Source organism: Kribbella kalugense, from assembly GCF_004365875.1.
In the GTDB taxonomy this organism is placed as follows: Bacteria; Actinomycetota; Actinomycetes; order Propionibacteriales; family Kribbellaceae; genus Kribbella; species Kribbella kalugense.
This window is the reverse complement of the sequence record NZ_SODF01000004.1, coordinates 145,329-167,639: the sequence shown is the minus strand read 5'-3', so window position 1 is coordinate 167,639 and position 22,311 is coordinate 145,329. Positions and strand designations below refer to the sequence as shown.

The following is a 22,311-nucleotide window of genomic DNA, read 5'->3' as shown; positions in this document are numbered from 1 at the left end:
ATCATGAGAACCTACTCAGATTGGACACCTCATGAACCAGCAGCAGATCGCCGAGATCCTCGCCAAGCCGTACGCCCAGGAACTCCTCAACGGCCGCGAACCGGCCCGCCTCGCGTACGACGGCCTGGACGGCGACCCCCGCGTCATCCCGATCGGCTTCTGGACCGAGGGTGAGCAGATCGTGATGGCGACCGTGCCCAAGGCCGCCAAGGTCGCCGCCCTCCGCAAGAACCCGAAGGTCGCGATCACCATCGACACCGGCGCCTTCCCGCCGAAGGCCCTGCTGATCCGCGGCACTGCCACCGTCGAACTGGTCCCGGGCGTCACCGAGGGCTACCTGACCGCCGGCCACAAGGTGATGACCGACGAGCAGTACCCGGAATGGGCGGCCGGCGTCCAGGCCCTGTACGACGAGATGGCGGTCATCACCATCACCCCTACCTGGGCCAAACTCCTCGACTTCGAAACCACTATCCCCAAGGCGGTCGAGGACCTGATCAAGGAGAAGAGCGCCAGCTGAGCTGCGTCCGGACCAGCCGTTCGTCACGGCGCGCGACTCGGGGGGCCCTTACCCCCGGTGAGCCTAATCAGCGAGTGCGGCATCCTTGGGTGGTATACCAAACTCGGGGAGCGTTGATGGACGATCGGGAGTCTGAGACCGGGCGGGTGACCCGCCGGCTGCGGGGCGAGATCCTTGACGGGGTCCGGCCGCCGGGCGAACGGCTGGTCGAGCGGGAGCTGGCTGCTGCGCTCGACGTCAGTCGGGTGCCGGTTCGGGAGGCGCTCAAGGTCCTGGACAGCGAAGGTCTCGTGACGCTGCGACCCCGATCCTGGGCGGTCGTCCGGAAGTTTACCGATTCCGACATCGCGGACCTGACTGAGGTCCGGACCGCGTTCGAGCCGCTCACGTTCCGGCTCGCGGCCGAACGCCGTACCCGCGAGGGGCTCGATCGGCTCCGGCAGACCCTGGACGAACAGCTCGCCGCCGCGCGGTCGCACGACGCCGTGGTCGCCCGGCGGAAGGCGGCCGACTTCCACGAGCTCGTGACGGAGCTGGCGTCCAACGAGCTGCTGATCGAGATCGAACGCCCGCTGCGCAGCCGGATGCGTTGGCTGCTGGCCCAGCACGACGATCTGATCGCGGTCGCCGGCCAGCACCTCGATCTGTACACCGCGATCGCGAATCGCGACGTCGCCGAGGCCGAGCGGCTTGCGAGCGAACACCTCGAGCAGTCGGAGGTCCTGTTCCGCAGCAGCCGCGGGAGGGACTGACGGTATACCGAGTTCCCGCCTGAAATCAGTAGTCGCATCAGTTTGGTATACCATTCTCGACATGACCTCCTTGCTGCTTGCCGACGTGCGCCCGTGGGGCGGTGACCCGGTCGACGTCGCGATCGTCGACGGTGTGATCGCAGAAATCACCCCCACCGGAACCCAAGCCGCCGGATCCCAAGCGGCAGACCAGAAGGTTGTTGACGGTCGCGGGCTGCTCGCGCTCCCGGGCTTCGTGAACGCGCATGCGCACGTCGACAAGAGCTGGTGGGGCCAGCCATGGGTGTCGTACGGCGGCGAGCCGACCACCCAGGGCCGGATCGCGCACGAGCGTGCCGAGCGCGACAAGTACGGCATCCCAAGCGTGGCTGGCGCGACCGCCGTTCTGCGTGAGTTCCTGCGACACGGCACAACGGCCACCCGCACCCACGTCGACGTCGATCTCGGCGTCGGCCTGCGTGGGATCGCGAACGTTCGCGAGGCTGCGGCCGAGCTCGGCGATGCCGTCGAGGTCGAGATCGTCGCATTCCCGCAGGACGGCGTACTGCGGCGTCCCGGCGTACTCGAGCTGCTGGACAAGGCCGCGGCCGAAGGCGCGACCAGCATCGGCGGACTCGACCCGGCGTCGATCGACCGCGACCCGGTCGGCCAACTGGACGCACTCTTCGAGATCGCCGAAGGGCGTGGCGTCGGGATCGACATCCACCTGCACGACCGCGGCGACCTCGGCGCGTTCCAGTACGAGCTGATCATCGAGCGCACCCGACAGGCCGGCCTTGCAGGCAAGGTCAACGTGTCCCACGGCTTCGCCCTCGGCGAGCTGGCCCCAGCACGACGGACGGAAATGGTATACCAGCTCGGCGCGGCCGGGATCTCGTGGACGACGGTCGCTCCGGTCAACTCGGCACCGCTGCCCTGGCGCGAGATGCGTACGGCGGGAGTCGCGATCGGCCTCGGTACCGACGGGATCCGCGACCTGTGGTCGCCGTACGGCGATGGAGATCTGCTCCAGGTCGCCCGCGGATTCGCCCGCCTGCACGGACTGCGCACCGACGAGGACCTCACCTACGCCGTCGAGCTCGCAACGACGTATGGCGCGGCGTTCGTCCATCGGGAGAACCATGGCCTCACGCCCGGAGCACGCGCGGACATCGTGTTGCTCGATGCCGAGAACGCGCCTGACGCACTCGTCCGCGCGCCGCGTCGTGAACTGGTGATCGCCGGCGGACAGGTCGTCGTACACGACGGCGAACTCCAGGTGTGAGTACAGGCGCTCTGGTCACGAGGACGATCGGCTCGCTGCGGGACAACCGGCCGTTCCGGCTGTTCTGGTTCTCGAACCTGTTCTTCTTCGGCGGTGTGTGGACGCAGACCCTCGTGCTCGGTTGGCTCGCGTACGAGACGACGCACTCCGATTTCCTGGTCGCGGTGTTCACCGCGGTACGGCTGGCTCCCCTGCTGCTCGGACCGTTTGCGGGCGCGTTCGCGGATCGGCATAACCGGGTCCGGCTGCTGATCATCGCGGCCTCGTGGGCGCTGGTCGCGGTCAGTGCCGTGGCCACGTTGGCGTCGCTCGGCCGAGCGTCGTACTGGGTGCTGGTGCTCGGCGGGTTCGCGATCGGGCTGGCTCAGTCGCCGTCCCAGCCGGCGCGCGCCTCGCTCGTGCTCGACCTGGTCGGACGGCAGAACCTCAGCAACGCCAACGCCCTCAACTCGATGGCTCTCAACATGACGCAGGTCATCGGGCCTGCGGTCGGCGGCCTGATGATCAACGGTCTGGGCGCACCGGCCGCGTTGTGGGTCTCGACATTTTGGTATGCCATTTCGCTGGTCATGCTGCTGCCGTTGCGCGAGTACGGCCGAGTGGTCGGCGAACACACCGGCTCGGCGATCCGGATGGTCACCAGCGGACTCCGCGAGATCGCCCGGAACCGCCTGGCCACAACGGTTCTGCTGATCACCCTGGCCGCGAACACTCTGGTCTGGCCGATCGCGCAGTCCTTCATGCCGGTGTTCGCTCAGGAGTCGCTCGGGCTCGACGCCGCAGGCCTCGGCTGGCTGCTGACCTGCGCCGGCGTTGGCGGTCTGACCGGCTCGCTGGTGATCGCGTGGCTCGGCGACTTCCGCTTCAAGGGCGGCATGTTCATCGTCGGCACGGCTGCGTGGGGAACGCTGTGGTCCGTGTTCGGCCTGTCCCACAATCGGATCGCGTCGTTCGTGTTGATGGCCGGGATCGGCGTGCTGAGCGCGGCGTTCGGCGTACTGCAGACCACGCTGCTCCTGATGACGACCGACGAATCGCTCCACGGCCGCGCCCTCGGCGTACAAGAGCTTGCCATCGGCATCATGCCGGTCGCGTCCCTGGCCCTGGGCGCCTTCGCCGAGCACTACGGCGTCGACGTCACCACCTTCGTCAGCGCCCTCCTGCTCGTCGTCCTGGTCGCAGCTCTGGCCATCTGGACACCGGCGCTCCTCCGCTACGGCGGCAACCACCACAACCACGGGACCGAAAGAACTACCGTGACTCCGTGAGCTTCCTCTGGAGGAGGGCTGAATGGCGGTTCGGGTTCTGCGGGTCTACGACCCGCTGGAGGACGACGGCGGGCAGCGGGTGCTGGTCGATCGGCTGTGGCCGCGCGGGCTCAGCAGGTCGAAGGCGCGGATCGACGAGTGGTGCAAGGACGTTGCCCCGTCCACCGAGCTGCGGGAGTGGTACGGGCACGACCCCACGCGGTACGACGAGTTCGCGCGCCGGTACCGCGGCGAGCTCGAGGATCCGATCCGCGCCGCGGCATTCAGCCACCTGTCTGAGCTCGCCGGGAACGGCACACTGACCCTGCTGACCGCGACCAAGGACTTCGCGATCAGCCAAGCCGCCGTACTCGCCGGACTGCTCGAAGGCTAACCGCGCAGGACGACGCTGGACTCTGCGGTGAGTGCCAGGAAGGTCAGCGACTCCTGCAGGTACAGCTCGACGGTGTCGCCGTCGTGGGACAGGTACCCGATCGACAGGTCCTGACCGAGGTGCAGCTCGTAGTCACCGCCGCGCGTCGACACCAGCAGCGCACCCTCGAGGGCCGGCGCCCAGATGATCTCGCCGTCGCCGACCAGCCGGGCGAGGTGATCCCGGATCGGGTAACCATGGTCCGTCGTCTCCGCGACCGCGGTGTACACGTCGGCGGACAGCAGCAGGCTGTACGGTCCGTCCACACCGGCCAGCCGCAAGGCCTGCAACGCGTGGGCAACGGAGTCCGGCAGGTCCTTCGGCTCGGCGGGCAGCGCGAGTACGGGATTCGAGGTGCTCGGCGCGAGGCCCTGGATCCCGGCGGCATCCGAACCGTGGAATACCAAATGGTCCTCGGCGAACGCGATCTGCTTCGCGGCGTCCTTCACCGGCTGCCAGTCGGAGTCCTTCGCGCCGCGCTCCACGTCATCGACGGCCTGCCGGGTGACAGTGAACGGAACGCGCAACTCGATGACCGGCTGGGACAGCCGACGGTGCGCGATCACACCCTCGCCCGGCGCCTCGACGGTCTCCAGGTGCCCGGTCCCGACCGAGGACAGTTCCGGTCCGGACGGGCCGACCAGGTCGACCACGCGCCGGCCTGCGATGTCGCGGGTGAAGGTACGGCGTGCTTCCTGCTCGATCTCGCCCCACGCGGCGTCCGAGACCGGAGCCAGTTCGCGGTGCAGGTTGTTCGTCATGTCCGACTCCTTTTGAGGCTGCCGATTCCCAGCGATCCATCCGGACTGTTCGTGGCGGTTGCGGGCGACGGGTCTTCGAGGAACTCCGCGGTCGGCACGAAGAACAGACTGCCGGTCACCGCGGTCGAGAAGTCAAGGATCCGGTCGTAGTTGCCCGGCGGCGCACCGATGAACATCCGCAGCAGCATCCGTTCGATCACGTCCGGTGTCGCGGCGTACCCGATGAAGTAGGTGCCGAACTCGGCCGCCCCGGGTGAGCCGAAGGCCATGTTCTCGCGGACGATCTGCCGCTCGGTGCCGTCCGGGTCGACGATCGTGTTCGCCGCCACGTGCGAGTTGGCCGGCTTGACCGCGTCCGTCATCTCGATGTCGTCGAGCTTCGACCGCCCGATCACACGCTCCTGCTCGGCGACCGGCAGCGCCTGCCAGGCGTCGAGGTCGTGCAGATACTTCTGTACGACGACGTAGCTGCCGCCGGCGTACGCCGGGTCCTCGTCGCCGACCGTGATCGCGGCGACCGCCTTGGGGCCGGTCGGGTTCTCGGTGCCGTCGACGAATCCGAGCAGGTCGCGCTCATCGAAGTACCGGAAGCCCTGTACTTCGTCGAGGACCTTGACGTGTCCGGCGAGCCTGGTCATCACGTGGCGGGCGAGCTCGAAGCACAGATCGAGCCGGCGGGCACGGAGGTGGAAGAGCAGGTCGCCATGCGTCGCCGGAGCGGAGTGTCTGGCGCCGGACAGGCTGCGAAACGGGTGCAGCTCGCGCGGAGCGGACGAGCGATAGAGCCGGCTCCACAGGGACGCGCCGATGCCGACGACGCAGCTCAGCTCGTCCTCCGGCGCGCGGAAACCGACCGCGCGGGTCAGGCCGGCGATGTCCGCCAGCAGGTCCCGCGCGGTCGCTTCGGATCCAGGACGTACGTCGAGCACCAGGAAGATCGCTGCCTCCGCCGGCTGACGCAGTACCTCCTGAGTCATGTGTTCACGACCACCACTTGCCGCTTTGCGAGAGCGCGTCGGCGGTTCCGTGGGTCTTGTCGAGGCCGTCCAGGTCGGCGACCGCGGCGTCGTCCAGCTCGAAGTCGAAGACGTCGAAGTTCTCGACGATCCGGTTCTGGTGAGTGGACTTCGGGATGACCGAGAGGCCCTTCTGGATCGCCCAGCGGATCAGGACCTGCGCCGGCGTTTTGCCGGTGGCCTCGGCGATCCGCGCAACGACCGGGTCGCCGAGGTGGCGGCCGGTGCCGAGCGGGCTGTAGGCCTGCGCGACGACGTTCGCCTCTTCGCAGGCCTCGACCAGGGCCTTGCGGTACTCGAACGGGCTGAACTGGATCTGGTTCACGGCCGGCTGGATCTGGGCGATCTTGCCGAGCTCCTGGAGTTCGGTGGCGCTGAAGTTGGAGATGCCGATGCCCTTGGTCAGGCCGGCCTCGACGGCGGCCTCCATCCCCGGCCAGGCCCAGGTCGGACCACCCTGCGGCCAGTGGATCAGGTACAGATCGAGGTACTCCGTACCGAGCCGCTCGAGACTCTTCTCCGCCTCGACCCGCGCGTCCTTCCCACCCGGGTAGAACTTGGTCGTCAGGAAGATCTCCTCCCGCGGAATCCCGCTCTCGCGGATCGCCTTCCCGACACTGACCTCGTTCCCGTAGGCCTGCGCGGTGTCGATCAGCCGATACCCGGTCTCCAGAGCCCAGGTCACGGACTGCTCGGTTTCCACCCCGTCATCCACCTGCCAGACCCCAAGTCCAAGCACCGGGATCTCAGTTCCGTTGGAGAGCACTCGAGTGTTCATGTACCTCTTCTACCACGCCCGGGCGAAACCACGAGGCGGTCGGGGGCGCGCAGGGGCTACAGCTTGTTGGCTTGGCGGATTACGTCTACTACGTCGGACATCATGCCGGTGAGGTCGTAGTCCTTGGGGGTGTAGATGGCGGCCACGCCCGCGGCGAGGAGGGATTTGGCGTCGGCGTCGGGGACGATACCGCCGACAACGACGGGGACGTCTTCCAGGCCGGCTTCGCGGAGGCCCTCGACTACCTGAGGTACGAGTTCCATGTGGGAGCCCGACAAAATCGACAGGCCTACGCAGTGGACGTCCTCGGCGACCGCGGCCGCGACGATCTGCTCGGGGGTCAGGCGGATGCCCTGGTAGATGACCTCGAAGCCGACGTCACGTGCACGCACAGCGACCTGTTCGGCGCCGTTGGAGTGGCCATCGAGACCCGGTTTGCCGACCAGGAGCCGCAGTCGACCACCGAGCTCAGCGGACGTCTCGGCGACCTTCGAGCGGACGGCCGCGATCTCGGCACCGCCCGCCGAGACACCGACCGACCCGGAAACGCCGGTCGGGGCGCGGTATTCGCCGTACATCTCCCGCAGCACGCCCGCCCACTCCCCCGTAGTCACCCCGGCACGAGCGCACTCGAGAGTGACCGGCATCAGGTTGTCGGTCGTCTTGGCGGTCGCACGCAGCTTCGCCAGCGCGGTATCGACGGCCGCACCGTCGCGGTCGATGCGCCACTTGCTCAGCGACTCCAGAGCGGCGGATTCGGCGGCCGGGTCGACGGTCTGGATGGCCGTGTCGAGGTCGGCCGTCAGCGGCGACGGCTCGGTGTTCTCGAACCGGTTCACCCCGACCACGACCTGCTCGCCGGACTCGATCCGCTGGCGGCGTTCGGCATGCGACGCGACGAGCGCCTGCTTCAGGTACCCGCTCTCGACCGCCGCGACCGCGCCGCCCATCGCCTGCACCCGGTCGATCTCCTCCCGGGCACCGTCGACCAGCGAGGCGACCTTGGCCTCGATCACGTGCGATCCGTCGAAGATGTCGTCGTACTCGAGCAGGTCGCTCTCATAAGCAAGGACCTGCTGCATCCGCAGCGACCACTGCTGGTCCCACGGCCGCGGCAGTCCGAGCGCCTCGTTCCAGGCCGGCAACTGCACCGCCCGCGCCCGCGCGTTCTTCGACAGCGTGACCCCGAGCATCTCGAGCACGATCCGCTGCACGTTGTTCTCCGGCTGCGCCTCGGTCAACCCGAGCGAGTTCACCTGCACGCCGTACCGAAGCCTTCGAGCCTTCGGATCGGTCACGCCGTACCGCTCCAGCGTCAACGAATCCCACAACGACACGAAAGCGCGCATCTTGCACGTCTCCTCGACGAACCGCACGCCGGCGTTCACGAAGAACGAGATCCGCTGTACGACGTCATCGAACCGCTCCGGCGGCACCTGCCCGCCGTCCCGGACCCGATCGAGTACGGCGATCGCCGTCGACAGCGCGAACGCCAGCTCCTGCACCGGCGTCGCCCCCGCCTCCTGCAAGTGGTAGCTGCAGATGTTGATCGGATTCCACTTCGGCATGTGCGCCACCGTGTACGCGATCACGTCGGTCGTCAGCCGCAACGACGCATCCGGCGGGAAGGCGTACGTACCGCGAGACAGGTACTCCTTCACGATGTCGTTCTGCGTCGTACCGGTCAGCTCGTCCGGGAGCGCACCCTGCTCCTGCGCCGCGACCTGGTACAACGCGAGCAACCACATCGCGGTCGCGTTGATCGTCATCGACGTGTTCATCTGCGCGAGCGGGATCTGGTCGAACAGCGCCCGTACGTCACCCAGATGCGCGACCGGTACGCCGACCTTCCCGACCTCGCCCTTGGCCAGCGGGTGGTCGGCGTCGTACCCGGTCTGGGTCGGCAGATCGAACGCGACCGAGAGTCCGGTCTGGCCCTTGGCCAGGTTCCGTCGGAACAACGCGTTCGACTCAGCCGCGGACGAGTGGCCCGCGTACGTCCGCATCACCCACGGTCGATCCCTGTCGGTCGCCATGTACCCGAGAGTAGGACTGTGTGCCCTTGTGAGTCTGCCTCTCGTGACTGGTGTCACCAGGGGTGTGGGTCACACTTACGCGCTGATGGGCAGCGGGGTGCGCTCCACCTTCAGGACTCGGTGCAGGCGGGTGACGGCGAGGATCCGGACGACCGATGGCAGCGGGTGCCAGAGCACGAGCTGACGGCCGAGGAGCTGGGTACGACGATGGGTCGCGACCAGCAGACCGAGACCCGTCGCATCGACCGCGTCGACTGCTTCCAGGTCAACGATCACGTCCCCGTCGGACGTGTCAATGAGGTCGTTGAGGGTTTGACGGACGTCGCCCACCGAGCGCACGTCCAGGATGCCCGTCAGATGAACCACGTTGTCTGGTTGGGCCGAGTACTCATGGGTCGGTACGTGCATGTCCGTGCCCTCCGCTCTTTCGGCGGCCCCCGAGTGATCGGCCGCGTGACAGCGTCTGTGTTGGTAAAGACTCCCCGGAGACACGGAAGGTTGCCAAGAGTTCGCGATCTTTTGTTTCGCGAGACAATAGTGTCTGTGTTCGCCGAGGAGTACTTCCTGTTCCCGGTGGTGGCCATCGCCCTGGCCGGCGTGATGGTGCTGCTCTGCCGCTGGGCCTTCTCGAAGGCGAAGGGCGGGTCGCTGGTACGCCGGGTTGACCATCGCCCGGCCGAGCGGGACGCGTTCGGGCTGCTGACCGACATCCGCACCGTGCCGAACTACAACGACGCCCGCGTACTCGTGTCGCGGCTCAAGGACTTCGGTATCAAGGCGACCGCGGCCCGGACCAACGACGGCTGGACCATCTACGTCTGGCCCCACGACGAGGCCGCCGCCCGCGGTCTGCTCGACCCTTCCTGAATTCTCGGCAACGTGTCCTCCGGAGAGCGCTCTCGTGCGTCCTCTCACCGGTCGACGGGGTCGCGAGAAGGGGTCTGGGGACATCGGACAAGAAGAGGGTGAGTCGGCGAGGAGGCCCATGGCGCCCGAGGTGGCCCTAACATTCCCCGGTCGGGTGCGGCATGACGCCGCCGTACCCGCTGATGAAGACGGGCGGGTGCTGGAGGCGTCGGTTGAAGAGCCGGAACGGTTCGCGCTGATCTTCGACCGGTACTTCGGTCAGGTGCATTCGTACGTCGCTCGCCGGCTGGGCAGCGACATCGCGGACGATCTGGCCGCGGAGACGTTCCTGATCGCGTTCCGGCAGCGGGAGCGGTTCGACCGGCGGAGCGGGGTGGTGCGGGCGTGGCTGTACGGGATCGCGACGAACCTGATCCGCCGTCACCGACGAGACGAAGTACGGGCGTGGCGGGCGACAGCCAAGCTGCCGTTACCGGTCCCGGTCGCGGCGCATGAAGATCGAGTCGCTGCCCAAGTGACTGCGCAAGGGGCTTCACGTGAGCTGGCGGCTGCGTTGGCGAAGCTGAACGCGAAGGACCGGGAGGTCCTGCTGCTGGTGGCGCTCGGCCAACTGACGTACGACGAGGTGGCGGCGGCCCTCGGGATCGCGTACGGGACGGTGTGCTCGCGCTTGTCGCGGGCGCGTCGGGTGGTCCGGGCGGCTGTCACCAACCCCACGGAAGAGCCGTCATGAACGAGTTCGACGCCCTCCGGAAGGCGTTCCCGGAAACCGACGGTCCGACCCCGGAGGCGACCGAGGCCGCCCGCCGCCAGGTCACAGAGCTGATCCACGACGCCAGGCCGGCCAAGTCTTTCAAGACGTTCGTACGCGCGGGGTGGATGGGGACAGCCGTTACCGCGGCTACTGCTCTGGTGGCTGTGGTCGGGTTGGGTGGTGCGTTGGTGGTGGGCCGAGGTGGCAGTGGTGGAGCGGTGCCGAGTGGACCGACGACTACTACTGCGCCGCGGTTGACGGCTGCGGCCGAGGTCCTCATCGCGGTGGCCGTGCGACAGGAGAAGGACGAGAAGGTGTCGGGCAAGTACTTCCGGGTGCGGAGCCTCCAGGTGAGTCCGACGACGCGAGTGGGCAACCCGAAGTACACGCTGGAACGGCGGTCGATCACCGAGAGCTGGATGCCGATGAAGCCAGGAGTGGAGTCCTGGTTCGGATGGGTGAATCTGGGCTATCGGCCGGCCACTGCGAACGACGCGCTGAAGTGGCGGGCACAGGGGTCGCCGACGTCCTGGCAGCTGTCGTACGAGCGCACTCCGATCAGCACCGAGGACGGCGTACCTGTGGTGAACAAGATGTCGTTCCAGGACGTCCCGCCCGGGTACTACCTGACCGGCGACAAGCCCCTGAGCGCCGAGCAGATCGCGGCACTCCCCACCGATCCGGTCAAGCTCCGCGCCTACCTCTCCAAGGGCGTACCTGCAGCCGACCGCGAGTACGACGTTTTCGCCGCAGCCGGACGGCTCCTGTTCGAGATGCCGGCACCGCCGAAGCTCCGCGGCGCCGCACTCCGCGTCCTCGCCGCCCTACCGGGCACACACATCCGCACCGGCGTGAAGGACCCACTCGGCCGCCGCGGCACCGAGGTCAGCATCACCGCCGGGCCGAACAAGCCCGGCGATACCCGGACCAGCATGCTCTGGAGCGGTGCGACGTACATCATCGATCCCGCCACCGGCCGCCTGCTCAGCTCCACGATCGGCGGCCCGAAGCCCGGCTCGACCGTCGTCCTCGAGTCCGGCTGGACCGACGACAAGCCGACACCGCCCTCCGCCGCCATCCGTTGACCGGTTGGGTCCAGCGTCTAGGGTCGGAGTATGGGGACTCTCCTGGAACTGGATCTGACCCGTGGTGTTCTCGAGACGCCGCCTGCCTCTCCGGTGGCGGCCTTTCGGGCCCGTCATCTGCCGACGCTGCGCGAACTGGTGTCTGCCTTGCGGAAGGGCGCGCGGGACGACTCGGTCGTCGGCGTGGTCGCCCACCTGGGCGGTCAGCGGTTGTCGCTGGCGCAGGTGCAGGAGCTGCGTGAGGCGGTGGCCGACTTCCGTACGTCGGGCAAGTCGGCTGTCGCCTGGACCGAGTCGTTCGGTGAGAGCGGCCAGGGCACCGTCGCGTACTACCTGGCCACGGCGTTCGACGAGATCTGGCTGCAGCCGTCCGGTGATCTGGCCATCACCGGTGTGTCGGTGCAGGCGGTCTTCATCCGCGGTGCGCTGGACAAGGCGGGCGTGATCCCGCAGTTCGGCAAGCGGCGTGAGTACAAGACGGCGGCCGACACGTTCACCGAGAAGGAGATGACCGCACCGGCCCGCGAAATGGCGTCCCGGCTCGCGGCGTCGGCGTACGAGCAGATTGTCGAGGGCATCGCGGTACGGCGGCGTCTGGACACCGCTCGGATCCGCGAGCTCGTCGACAGCGCGCCACTGCACGCACAGGCCGGCCTGGACGCCGGTCTGGTCGATCGGCTCGGCTATCGGTCGGATGTGTACGACGAGCTGGAGAAGCAGCTCCAGTACGACGACAGGCTGCTGGCCGAGCGGTACATCCGGCGTGGTCCGCGGACTCTCCACGAGCTACGCAAGACACTCCCCTGGCCGCAGAAGCCGCTGGTAGCAGTAGTGCGAGTGACGGGTGGCATCTCGGTCGGCCGCAACTCCAACAGCCCGATGGGCGGTCCAGGGTCCGGTTCCGACACCGTCGGCGCCGCACTGCGTGCCGTCGCGGAGAACGAGCACGTGAAGGCCGTAGTACTGCGCGTTGACAGCCCAGGCGGCTCGTACGTCGCCTCTGACGCGATCCGCAACGAGGTACTGCGGCTCCGCTCGACCGGACGGCCCGTGATCGCGTCGATGGGCGGCGTGGCCGCGTCCGGCGGGTACTTCGTCGCGATGCCGGCCGATGTGATCGTCGCGCAGCCCGGCACCATCACCGGGTCGATCGGCGTACTGACCGGGAAGGGCGTCATACGGGACGCGATGGGCCGGATCGGGATCTCGCGGGACGTCGTCTCCGAGGGCGCGAACGCGCAGATGTACTCGGCGCAGGAGGAGTTCACCGACGACCAGTGGGCGCGGCTGGAGGAGACGCTCGACCGTATCTACAAGGACTTCGTCGCCAAGGCCGCGCAGGACCGCGGTCTGCCTGAGGAACGCCTCGAGGCGCTCGCTCGTGGACGCGTGTGGACCGGTGCCGACGCGCACGGCCACAAGCTTGTCGACGAGCTCGGCGGCTTCCAGCACGCGCTGACGCTCGCCTGCAACCGGGCCGGTCTGGATCGCGACGAGATCGGTGTGATCGCGGCCCCGCACCGCAACCTGCTCAGCCAGCTGCGGGCGCCCACAACGACGGACGACCTGGCTGTCAGCGCTTCACCGCTGACACTCGACGGCCTCACCACCGGTCTCTACAGCGCGCTCGGCCTGCCACCGGCCGGCGTACTGCGGATGGCCTTCAACTGGGAGATCAGCTAGCTAGCGCTCGCCGCCCGGCACCCAGAGGACGTCGCCGCCGGAGGACAGGTTGGCGACGCGGCCGAGGATGAACAGCAGGTCGGACAGCCGGTTGAGGTACGTGATCGCGAGCAGGTTCACGGACGGGCCGTGCGCTTCGACGGCGGCCCAGCCGGCTCGCTCTGCGCGACGGACGACGGTACGGGCGACGTTCAGGTACGCGGCGCCCTCGGTGCCGCCGGGCAGGATGAACGAGCGGAGCTTGGTCAAACGACCGTTGTAATCGTCGCACCAGCCCTCGAGCCGATCGATGTAGTCCTGGGTGATTCGCAGCGGCGGGTACTCCGGGTCGGGCGCGATCGGGTTGCACAGGTCGGCGCCGACGTCGAAGAGGTCGTTCTGGATCCGGGTCAGCAGCACCACGATCGCGCTGTTCATGTGCCCGGCCGCGATGGCCACACCGATCGCGGAGTTCGCCTCGTCCACCTCGCCGTACGCCGCCAGCCTCGGATCCGTCTTCGAGGTCGTTGAATTGTCGCCCAGGCGGGTCTCGCCGGCGTCACCGGTGCGCGTGTAGATCCGCGTCAAGTTCACAGCCATGCCAGGACTCTACGCAAAGGCCGCTACCGTCAAACGCTACAGTCGACCGGTGGAACGGTTTCGGATCGCGGGTGAGGCACGGCTCGACGGCACTGTCGAGGTGGCCGGGGCGAAGAACAGTGTGCTCAAGCTGATGGCGGCTGCGCTATTGGCGGAGGGTACGACGACGCTGCGGCAGGTGCCGGGCATTCTCGACGTCACGTTCATGGCCCAACTGCTGGACACCCTCGGGTGCTCGGTCAAGGTGGACGCGGACGGGCGGCTCGCGACGATCGCCGTACCGGGCTCGATCAGACACCAGTGCGACTACGACCTGGTCCGCAAGCTGCGCGCGTCGATCTCGGTGCTCGGTCCGCTGCTGGCCCGCTGCGGTCAGGCGGAGGTCGCGCTGCCGGGTGGCGACAACATCGGCTCCCGCGGGCTGAACATGCACGTCGCCGGGCTGGAGGCGATGGGCGCGAAGGTGCACATCGAGCACGGTTTCGTCATCGCCGAGGCCCCGCAGGGACTGCACGGCGCCGAGGTCTGGCTGGACTTCCCGAGCGTCGGCGCGACCGAGACGATCATGATGGCGTCAGTGCTCGCGAAGGGTACGACGATCATCGAGAACGCCGCCCGCGAGCCGGAGATCCAGGACATCGCGAAGATGCTGGTCGAGATGGGCGCCCAGATCGACGGCGCCGGCTCACCGCGGATCGAGATCACCGGGGTGGACGGGCTGCTGAATCCGGTCGACCACACCGTGGTTCCGGACCGGATCGTGTCCGGGAGCTGGGCGTTCGCGGCTGCTATCACCAAGGGTGACATCACGATCGCGAACGGGCACGCAGAGCATCTGGAGCTGCCGCTCGACAAGCTCCACAAGGCCGGCGCGGAGATCACCGTGCTGAACCCTGGTTTCCGGGTTCGTATGCACGACCGGCCGAAGCCGGTGGATGTCGTCACGCTCCCCTACCCCGGTTTCGCCACCGATCTGCAGGCGTTCGTGATCGCGCTCAACGCGCTGAGCGACGGCGCCGCGATGGTGACGGAGAACCTGTTCGAGGGCCGGTTCACGTTCGCGCAGGAGCTGACCCGGTTGGGGGCGCAGATTCAGACCGACGGGCATCACGCGGTGGTTCGCGGCGTACCGCGGCTGTCCGGTGCACCTGTGGTCGCCTCCGACATCCGCGCCGGCGCTGCTCTGGTCCTCGCCGGTCTCGCTGCTGAGGGCGAGACGCTGGTGTCGGCCGCGCATCACGTGCACCGCGGGTACACCGATTTCGCCGGCAACCTCCGCCGCCTCGGAGCCGACGTAGTGGTCGAGCCCGACGACGCCGAGATGTATTGGAACTGACGATGACGCAGCGTGTGGTCAAGCCCGTAGGCCGTGGATTCCTGTTCCTGGACTCGCATCCGGCCGGATGTGCCCGGATCGTGCGGAACATGGCCGGGCAGGTGGAGCAACGTACGCCGGAGCGCTGTACGGCTCTCGTGATCGGGTCCAGCTCGGGCTACGGCCTCGCGACGACGATCGCCGGTCTCGCGCGATACGGGATCGATGGGATCGGCGTCTGCTTCGAGAAGGCTGCGACGGCTCGTCGTACTGCGACCGCCGGTTGGTACCGCACCGCGGAGACGGCCGCATTGGCCGCCGAGCTCGGTCGCTCGTGGAGCTTCGTGAACGCGGACGCGTTCGCGGACACCACGAAGGACGAGGTGCTCGACCTGGTCGCCGAGCAGCTCGGCGGGATCGACCACCTGATCTACAGCGTCGCCGCGCCGCGCCGCGTGGATCCGCGCAACGGCGAGACGTACCAGTCGGCGTTGAAGGCGATCGGGGCCGCGCACACCACCAAGAGCCTCGCGTTCGACGACGGTGCGCCGGTCCTGCAGAACATCGGGATCGAGGTCGCGACCGAGGACGAGATCGCCCAGACCGTGAAGGTGATGGGCGGCGAGGACTGGGCGCGGTGGATCACCGCACTCCAGGACCGTGACTTGCTCAAGCCTGGCTTCAACACCGTTGCCCTCACGTACATCGGTTCCGAGCTGACCGGCCCGCTTTACCGCCAGGGTTCGATCGGCGCGGCCAAGGCCGACCTCGAGCAGACCGCGCTGAAGCTGGCCAAGGACGGCGTGACCGCAATGACTTCGGTGAACGGTGCCGCCGTCACACAGGCGTCGTCCGCGATCCCGGGCATCGGCCTCTACGTCAGCATCCTGCACAAGTTGGCCGGCCTGCAGACGCCGGTCGAGCAGTCGATCGCGCTGTGGGATCAACTGACCGGCGAGGCACCGCTCGACCTCGACGACGAGGGCCGCATCCGCCTCGACCGCTGGGAACTCAACGACGACGTCCAGTCCGCCATCCGAACCCAATGGCAGTCCGCCAGCGCGACCAACATCGCCGAGGTTGCCGACACGGCCTGGTTCTTCAGCGAAGTACGCCGCCTCTACGGCTTCGACGTACCGGATGTGGACTACGAAGCCGAGACCGAGGTCGACGTCGAGTGGCCATGACCTCGCCTATATCTTGCGGTGTGCGTCGCAGAGAGCCGTGGGCCGCAGATCGCCCCAGGTGTTTGCAACCTGGTCTCGGCTAAGCCAGATCATTCAGCAGCCGCGTTTCGCGGGCCTCAATCGCGGTGTCCCGTGTCCGACTCGCGAGTCCGTGTTCGAGCGCCTTCTTGAGTCGGCGCCAGGAACCCGGTGAGTGCAAGAACACCTCGACGGACAGTCTGATATCTCGTTCTCGAGGGAGCCAGATGGGAACTGCCGTGCGGCGTTTCGAATCCCAATCTTTGGCGCCAAGGGCAAGAAAGAACAGGATCAGGAAGCAGCAGGCTCCGACGACGATAGTGCTGAAAACTTCGTCAAGGGTGTTCTTATTCCGGCGCACGAAGGCATCGATATCCAAAACTGCTGCGCGAACGGAGCCGTCCCTTGTATCGGCGAAGATCGACAGCCCCACGTAAGCGATCACGACCAGGCGGATTGCGAACTTGATGAGCCTCCAGAGGTCTCGCAGGAATCCCCTCAGCGTGGCGGGCTCTCTGAGTCTGCGCCCGCCAGGCTCCGACGAAGGCGCGACTCCCGAATCCGAATGCAGGTTCGGCCACAGACTGCGGATCGTCGCTCGCGGCACCTTCGATCGATACTTCTGCGCAAGCTGTATCGACTCATGGAGCCATGCCCTGGTGTTCGGCCAGGTGGTAGTGACGTTCATGTCGGGTGGACCATCCAGGAGGATGCTGATCGTCATCGGGTCATGCGGGCGTACTCATGGCGCACTGATTCCGATTGTGTCAGCCTGCGAAACCACTGGGTGATCAAATCCGCCGGCAACCTCGACGATCACGGCGAGAATTCTACTTTCATCGCTACAATGTATTTGCACTGGGCATTCGTGAGGTTGAAGAGCCTTCACTGGACCCGGCCAACCTTCGCTCTCCGCATCCGGCTCGGCAGGTGCGAGCAACTCGATGCTGATATCAACAATTACAGGATTCTCTGCGCCTACGATGACGTCCGCGAATGCGTCAGGTAGGTGTAGGTCCAGAAGGGAGTCTTTGCAAGACCAAACCTGATTGAGCTCCATGCGACGTATTTGTGGTTCAGATACACCTGTCTGCGTGCATACCAAACTCCTATGCAGGCAACTAGCAGACTTCCGAGTGCGACGACCATCCCCATGGGCACCCCTTGACCGTGCACCGACCGTAGCAGGTGCATTGCGCGTTGACGAGTCGAAGCGCCGTACGGTGCATTTCATCAAACGATTGCGCGAGCGGCGCTAACGTCCTGAGTAACGTCGTACGACTGACGCCCGATAGTCACACCGAATGGTGGGGTGTGGCCGCGGCCGCATCGCCACGCACGCTAGGAGGGGGAGCGATGGAGCTGGCGAGTGTGATTGTGGCCTGCGTGGCGTTAGTTGTCTCGCTCCTGGTTGCGGTGAGACAGCTGCAGCAGGATCGGCACTCGTCACATGCAGGCGTGCTGATTGACGTTCTGCGGGAGCATCGCGGTAAGCCACTGTCCGACGCGAGACGCTACGTGTATCGAGACCTCGGCAATCAGGACCTCTCCCACGGAATGGACGGCCTACCGTCGGCGGAACGAGAAGCCGTCCGCGACCTGATGTGCTTCTACGACATTCTGGGCGTGATGGTCGCGTACGACGCAATCGACGCGGACCCTGTCATCGGGAATCTTGGCGGAACTGTGGTCGACATGTGGTCCGCGCTCGCGCCGCTCGTTGCGAGCGAACGCCGACTGCGGGAGGTCTCGGACCCGGAGCGGTGGCATTGGTACTTCGAGTATCTGGCCGCGCTCGTCGAGACACATCCGCCGCGGCAGGCCACGGTTCGACTCAGGCCCGCCGGCTCGCTCCGTCGCGAGGTGCGAGCGAAGTAGTGTGATCGGCTACAACGGTTTGAACGAGGACAGCTCGAGGACCAATTCGCCGGCTTCGTCGGAGGCGGTGAGGTCGACGCTGGCGGTGATGCGCCAGTCGTGGTTGCCTTCGGGGTCGTCGATGATCTGCTGGACTTCCCAGTAGCCGGGGTGTTCTTCGATCATGAAGAGCGCCGGGCCGCGGGCTGCCGGGCCGGTGTTGACCACGTCATGCTCGGCGTAATACGCCGTACCCGCCTCGGCCCAGCGGCCGGCGTCCCATCCTGATTCGGTGTCGAGTTGACCTAGTTCGGCCCAGCGGTGCAGTGCGAGTAGCTCGACGCGGCGGAACATCGCGTTGCGGACGAGCACCCGGAAAGCCCTTGTATTCAAGGTGATCCGGCGCGGACCAGCGGGGACGACCTCGGCCTGCGGCTTGTCGGTGGGGTTGGTCAGCTCTTCCCACTCGTCGAGCAGACTGGAGTCGGTCTGCCGGACGACTTCGCCGAGCCACTCGATCAGGTCGGTCAGGTCCTCGTTCACCTTGTCCGGCGGAACCGTCTGCCGGAGCGCCTTGTACGCGTCGCTCAGGTAGCGCAGGACGATGCCTTCCGAGCGGGCAAGACCGTAGTACTGGATGAACTCGCCGAACGTCATCGCCCGCTCGAACATGTCCCGGACCACGGACTTCGGCGACAGGCCGGCCTCGGCGATCCACGGATGCGTCTGCCGGTACATCTCCAAGGTTGCCTCGAGCAACTCTTCGAGCGGCTTCGGCCAGCTGATGTCCTCGAGGAGCTCCATCCGCTCCTCGTACTCGATGCCGTCGGCCTTCATCCCTTGCACGGCCTCGCCCTTGGCGTGGTGCAGCTGCGCCATCAGGATCGCGCGCGGATCCTCCAGCGTCGCCTCGACCACCGACACCACGTCCAGCGCATACAGCGGATCTGAAGGGTCGAGTAGATCCAGCGCGGCCAACGCGAACGTGGACAGCGGCTGGTTGAGACTGAAGTCCTTCTGCAGATCGACGGTCAGGCGGAGTGATCGGCCGTTCTCGTCGGGCTCGTCCAGGCGCTCGACGACGCCCGCGGTCAGCAGCGTCCGGTAGATCTGGATCGCGCGGCGGATCAGCCGGAGCTGGGCGCGCGAGTCCTCGTGGTTGTCCTGCAGCAGGTGCCGCATGCTCGCGAACGCGTCGCCGTCGCGGGCGATCACGTTCAGCAGCATCGCGTGGCTGACCCGCATCCTCGACTGCAGCGGCTCCGGGTCGGCGGCGACCAATCGGTCGAAGGTGTCCTCGCCCCAGGTGACGAACCCCTCCGGCGGCTTCTTCCGCTGAACCCGGCGCTGCTTCTTCGGGTCGTCGCCGGCCTTCGCGAGCAGCCGGACGTTCTCCACGACATGATCGGGCGCCTGGACCACGACCGTGCCGGACGTGTCATAGCCGGCGCGGCCGGCCCGGCCTGCGATCTGGTGGAACTCGCGCGCCTTGAGGATGCGCTGCCGACGTCCGTCGTACTTGCTCAACGCCGTCAGCAGGACGGTGCGGATCGGCACGTTGATCCCGACGCCGAGGGTGTCGGTGCCGCAGATGACCTTCAGCAACCCCGCCTGCGCGAGCTGCTCGACCAGCCGCCGGTACTTCGGCAGCATGCCGGCGTGGTGGACCCCGATCCCATGCATGATCAGCCGCTGCAGGGTCTTGCCGAAGCCCGAGCTGAACTGGAAGTGCCCGATCAGCTCCTTGATCTTGTCCTTCTCCTCCTTCGTGCAGACGTTGATGCTGGTCAGCGCCTGGGCGCGTTCCAGGGCAGAGGCCTGCGTGAAGTGGACGACGTACACGGGCGACTGGTGGGTGACCAGGAGCTCGGTGAGGGTCTCGTGCAGCGGCGTGGTGACGTACTTGTAGACCAGCGGGACCGGGCGTTCGCCGGACGCGACGATCGAGGTCGGGCGGCCGGTCCTTCGGGAGAGATCGATCTTGAACCGCTCGACGTCACCGAGGGTCGCGGACATCAGCACGAACTGCGCCTTCGGGAGCTCGAGCAGCGGGACCTGCCAGGCCCAGCCGCGGTCCGGCTCGGAGTAGAAGTGGAACTCGTCCATCACCACCTGACCGACGTCCGCGTCCGATCCTTCCCGGAGGGCGATGTTGGCCAGGACTTCCGCCGTACAGCAGATGATCGGCGCGCCGGCGTTCACCGAGGCGTCGCCGGTCAGCATGCCGACCTTGTCCGCCCCGAAGACGTCACACAGCGCGAAGAACTTCTCCGACACCAGGGCCTTGATCGGCGCGGTGTAGAACGTCCGCTGCCCGTACGCCAGCGCCGCGAAGTGCGCACCGGTCGCCACCAGGCTCTTCCCGGACCCGGTCGGCGTCGACAGGATCACGTTCGATCCGGTCATCACCTCGATCAACGCCTCTTCCTGAGCCGGGTACAACGAGATGCCCTGCTCCCCCACCCAACGCGCGAACGCGTCGTACAGGTCATCAGGCTCGGTCGTCCCCGGCAGCAGCTCAGTCAGCGTCATCGTCACCCATTGTCCCCGAACGGCCAACCGGCAGGGTCCGCCGGGTGCCGCGTGCGCCGCCCGGGTCGGCGGCGCACGCGGGCCGGTCTACTTGTCGCCCTTGATGGCCAGGGCTTGTTCCAGTTCGTCGCGGATGGCGTCGGCGCCGGACTTGCGGTAGTCGGCGACCGCGTCGTCCCAGGAGTCGAGGTCGGCCCGGCCGAGCTGGATGTCCTTGGTGAGGGAATCCATCCGGGTGTCGAGGATCTTGCCCTTGGTGGACTGGGTGGGTGAGTACAGGCCGTACGTCGGCGGCGTGATCGCTGTCGTCAGGATCGCCTTGAAGTGGTCGTACGCCGTGTCGACGGCCTCGGGATGGCCGGGGAAGTACGCCGGGTACGGCCCGTCGGCGAGGTACTGGATCGGGAACTCGCCCAGGCACACCTCGCTCCCGCCGTCCTTGGTCAGCACCGGGTCGGTGCCGTCCAGCGTGTAGTGCCGTCCGGGCAGGCCGAACTTCCGGAACAGATATTCCTCCGTCCCGAACGGCGCCGCGAACCAGTTCAGGATCCCCAGCAGGGTTTTCGTCCGCTCGGGTGAACTCGGCCGGATCGCGGCGATCGAGTTGTTCGGCGCGCCGAGCAGCACCCGGCCGACCTTGCCGTCGGCGGCCAGCGGAACCGGGATCGAGATGCTGAAGTCCTCGTTCGTGGCCCGCCGGTAGAAGCTCTGGATCGACGAGTAGGTGTCCTGCGTCATCACCGCCGACCCCTGGGTGAACCAGACCTTCTGGTTGTTCTTGGCGACCCCGTCCGGATGGATCACGCCGTCCTTCACCATTTGCCGGGTGATCGCCAGCATCTCCTTGTGCTCCGGCAGTTCCCGGCTCTGCACCAGCTTGCCGTCGCGCACCTCCCAGCCGTTCGGCAGCCGGAGCATCGCGCTGACCGCCGCGGTCGGCGGCACCGCGAAGGCCCACCGGTTCTTCTTCTCGTCGGTGACCGCCTTCGCCGCCTGCTGCAGGCTGTCGACCGTCAGCGACCCCAGCTCGACGCCGAACTTGTCCATCAGGTCCTGGCGAACCAGCAAGGTGTTCGACGACATGATCCCGCGCTGGATCGGTACGGCGCGGATGCCGCCGGAGAACACGCAGCCACGCCACGACGCCTGCGGCGCGTTCGCCAGGAACGGGTACTCGAGGATCGCGTCCCCGGACAGGTACTCGGTCAGGTCCTGCGCCCGTGCCTCGAGGAACTGCGGCAGGTACGCGAACCCGCTGTCGACGTTGAACAGGTCGCCCAGCGTGTCACCCGCGACCGAGGTGGCGAACTTGTTCGGGTAGTCGGTGGCCGCGGTGATGTTGAGTTCGAGCGGCGCTCCGAGCCGCCGGTTCAGCTCCTGCCAGTACGGGTTGCGGTCGGCCGTCGGCGGGATCGGGTTCGACGTCAGCGTCGTACCGGTGACGGTCTGGCCGTTGCCGGGCACGCCGCTGGTCACCTTCGTCGGGTGCTCCGGGAACCGGTAGAAGCAGTCCGGCATCAACGGATGGCTCCGTGGCAGGTCCGGCTTCGGTCCGTTGAAGCGCTTGTACGTCGGCAACGCGACCGGCTTGTTCAACGCCGCGATGTCCGTCGACCGGGTCACGGTT

21 protein-coding genes are annotated in these 22,311 nt (G+C 67.2%); 12 read left to right on the top strand and 9 right to left on the bottom strand.

From position 1 onward, the window contains the following. Positions 1-31: 31 nt before the first annotated feature. From EV650_RS38130 to EV650_RS38110, 5 genes are all read left to right on the top strand, one after another. Positions 32-520, top strand: a complete 489-nt coding sequence (locus EV650_RS38130) for a pyridoxamine 5'-phosphate oxidase family protein (RefSeq protein ID WP_134124106.1) — start codon at positions 32-34, stop codon at positions 518-520. 116 nt (positions 521-636) lie between these two features. Further along, positions 637-1,272: a GntR family transcriptional regulator gene (locus EV650_RS38125; protein WP_134124105.1), complete on the top strand. Its 636-nt coding sequence runs from the start codon at positions 637-639 to the stop codon at positions 1,270-1,272. Positions 1,273-1,333: 61 nt separating this feature from the next. After that, a complete protein-coding gene (locus tag EV650_RS38120; protein ID WP_134124104.1) occupies positions 1,334-2,536 on the top strand; it encodes an amidohydrolase in 1,203 nt (400 codons plus the stop codon). Then, a complete protein-coding gene (locus tag EV650_RS38115) occupies positions 2,533-3,804 on the top strand; it encodes an MFS transporter (protein ID WP_134124103.1) in 1,272 nt (423 codons plus the stop codon). The genes EV650_RS38120 and EV650_RS38115 overlap by 4 nt, the downstream gene beginning before the upstream one ends. A 22-nt stretch (positions 3,805-3,826) precedes the next feature. Continuing rightward, positions 3,827-4,177, top strand: a complete 351-nt coding sequence (locus EV650_RS38110; protein ID WP_134124102.1) for a DUF488 domain-containing protein — start codon at positions 3,827-3,829, stop codon at positions 4,175-4,177. On the opposite strand, the gene EV650_RS38105 is transcribed toward EV650_RS38110, so the two are convergent. The 5 genes from EV650_RS38105 to EV650_RS38085 form a co-directional block, all read right to left on the bottom strand. Beyond that, positions 4,174-4,977: a family 1 encapsulin nanocompartment shell protein gene (locus tag EV650_RS38105; RefSeq protein WP_134124101.1), complete on the bottom strand. Its 804-nt coding sequence runs from the start codon at positions 4,975-4,977 to the stop codon at positions 4,174-4,176. The genes EV650_RS38110 and EV650_RS38105 overlap by 4 nt on opposite strands. Then, a complete protein-coding gene (locus EV650_RS38100; RefSeq protein ID WP_134124100.1) occupies positions 4,974-5,954 on the bottom strand; it encodes a Dyp-type peroxidase in 981 nt (326 codons plus the stop codon). Before EV650_RS38100 ends, EV650_RS38105 begins: the two co-directional genes overlap by 4 nt. Before the next feature lie 4 nt (positions 5,955-5,958). After that, positions 5,959-6,771 (bottom strand): aldo/keto reductase, encoded by an 813-nt coding sequence (locus EV650_RS38095; protein ID WP_134124099.1) that lies wholly within the window; start codon positions 6,769-6,771, stop codon positions 5,959-5,961. Between the two features lie 56 nt (positions 6,772-6,827). Next, on the bottom strand, positions 6,828-8,807 hold the full coding sequence (locus tag EV650_RS38090; protein ID WP_134124098.1) for a protein meaA: 1,980 nt from the start codon (positions 8,805-8,807) through the stop codon (positions 6,828-6,830). Positions 8,808-8,882: 75 nt separating this feature from the next. Further along, complete coding sequence (locus tag EV650_RS38085; protein ID WP_134124097.1) at positions 8,883-9,215, bottom strand: STAS domain-containing protein; 333 nt, start codon at positions 9,213-9,215, stop codon at positions 8,883-8,885. 135 nt (positions 9,216-9,350) lie between these two features. Between EV650_RS38085 and EV650_RS38080 the strand changes: the two genes are divergently transcribed. The 4 genes from EV650_RS38080 to sppA all read left to right on the top strand — a co-directional run bounded on the left by EV650_RS38080 (position 9,351) and on the right by sppA (position 13,196). Continuing rightward, positions 9,351-9,674 carry a hypothetical protein gene (locus EV650_RS38080; RefSeq protein ID WP_238174746.1) on the top strand — a complete coding sequence of 108 codons (324 nt, stop codon included), beginning with the start codon at positions 9,351-9,353 and terminating at the stop codon, positions 9,672-9,674. A gap of 118 nt (positions 9,675-9,792) precedes the next feature. After that, positions 9,793-10,407 carry an RNA polymerase sigma factor gene (locus tag EV650_RS38075; protein ID WP_134124096.1) on the top strand — a complete coding sequence of 205 codons (615 nt, stop codon included), beginning with the start codon at positions 9,793-9,795 and terminating at the stop codon, positions 10,405-10,407. Next, positions 10,404-11,513: a CU044_5270 family protein gene (locus tag EV650_RS38070; RefSeq protein ID WP_134124095.1), complete on the top strand. Its 1,110-nt coding sequence runs from the start codon at positions 10,404-10,406 to the stop codon at positions 11,511-11,513. The genes EV650_RS38075 and EV650_RS38070 overlap by 4 nt, the downstream gene beginning before the upstream one ends. Positions 11,514-11,543: 30 nt before the next feature. Beyond that, positions 11,544-13,196, top strand: coding sequence for a signal peptide peptidase SppA (gene sppA, locus EV650_RS38065; protein ID WP_134124094.1), 1,653 nt, complete (start codon positions 11,544-11,546; stop codon positions 13,194-13,196). Here sppA and EV650_RS38060 read toward each other — a convergent pair whose 3' ends face one another. Continuing rightward, the gene (locus EV650_RS38060; RefSeq protein ID WP_134124093.1) at positions 13,197-13,775 is read right to left on the bottom strand and encodes a cob(I)yrinic acid a,c-diamide adenosyltransferase; all 579 of its coding nucleotides are present in this window, start codon (positions 13,773-13,775) and stop codon (positions 13,197-13,199) included. It abuts the gene before it with no gap. Between the two features lie 49 nt (positions 13,776-13,824). Here EV650_RS38060 and murA point away from each other — a divergent pair, with 49 nt between their 5' ends. Together murA and fabV are read left to right on the top strand one after the other, a co-directional pair. Continuing rightward, positions 13,825-15,111: a UDP-N-acetylglucosamine 1-carboxyvinyltransferase gene (gene murA, locus EV650_RS38055; RefSeq protein WP_134124092.1), complete on the top strand. Its 1,287-nt coding sequence runs from the start codon at positions 13,825-13,827 to the stop codon at positions 15,109-15,111. Positions 15,112-15,113: 2 nt separating this feature from the next. After that, complete coding sequence (gene fabV, locus EV650_RS38050) at positions 15,114-16,277, top strand: enoyl-[acyl-carrier-protein] reductase FabV (RefSeq protein ID WP_134124091.1); 1,164 nt, start codon at positions 15,114-15,116, stop codon at positions 16,275-16,277. Between the two features lie 79 nt (positions 16,278-16,356). On the opposite strand, the gene EV650_RS38045 is transcribed toward fabV, so the two are convergent. Continuing rightward, positions 16,357-17,019 (bottom strand): hypothetical protein, encoded by a 663-nt coding sequence (locus EV650_RS38045; RefSeq protein WP_134124090.1) that lies wholly within the window; start codon positions 17,017-17,019, stop codon positions 16,357-16,359. A gap of 632 nt (positions 17,020-17,651) precedes the next feature. Here EV650_RS38045 and EV650_RS38040 point away from each other — a divergent pair. Then, positions 17,652-18,173, top strand: coding sequence for a DUF4760 domain-containing protein (locus EV650_RS38040; RefSeq protein WP_439648839.1), 522 nt, complete (start codon positions 17,652-17,654; stop codon positions 18,171-18,173). Positions 18,174-18,182: 9 nt separating this feature from the next. Here the strand turns inward: EV650_RS38040 and EV650_RS38035 are convergent, their stop codons facing one another. Continuing rightward, positions 18,183-20,684: a DEAD/DEAH box helicase gene (locus tag EV650_RS38035; protein ID WP_134124088.1), complete on the bottom strand. Its 2,502-nt coding sequence runs from the start codon at positions 20,682-20,684 to the stop codon at positions 18,183-18,185. 87 nt (positions 20,685-20,771) lie between these two features. Further along, complete coding sequence (locus tag EV650_RS38030) at positions 20,772-22,307, bottom strand: type 2 periplasmic-binding domain-containing protein (RefSeq protein WP_134124087.1); 1,536 nt, start codon at positions 22,305-22,307, stop codon at positions 20,772-20,774. Positions 22,308-22,311: the final 4 nt, after the last annotated feature.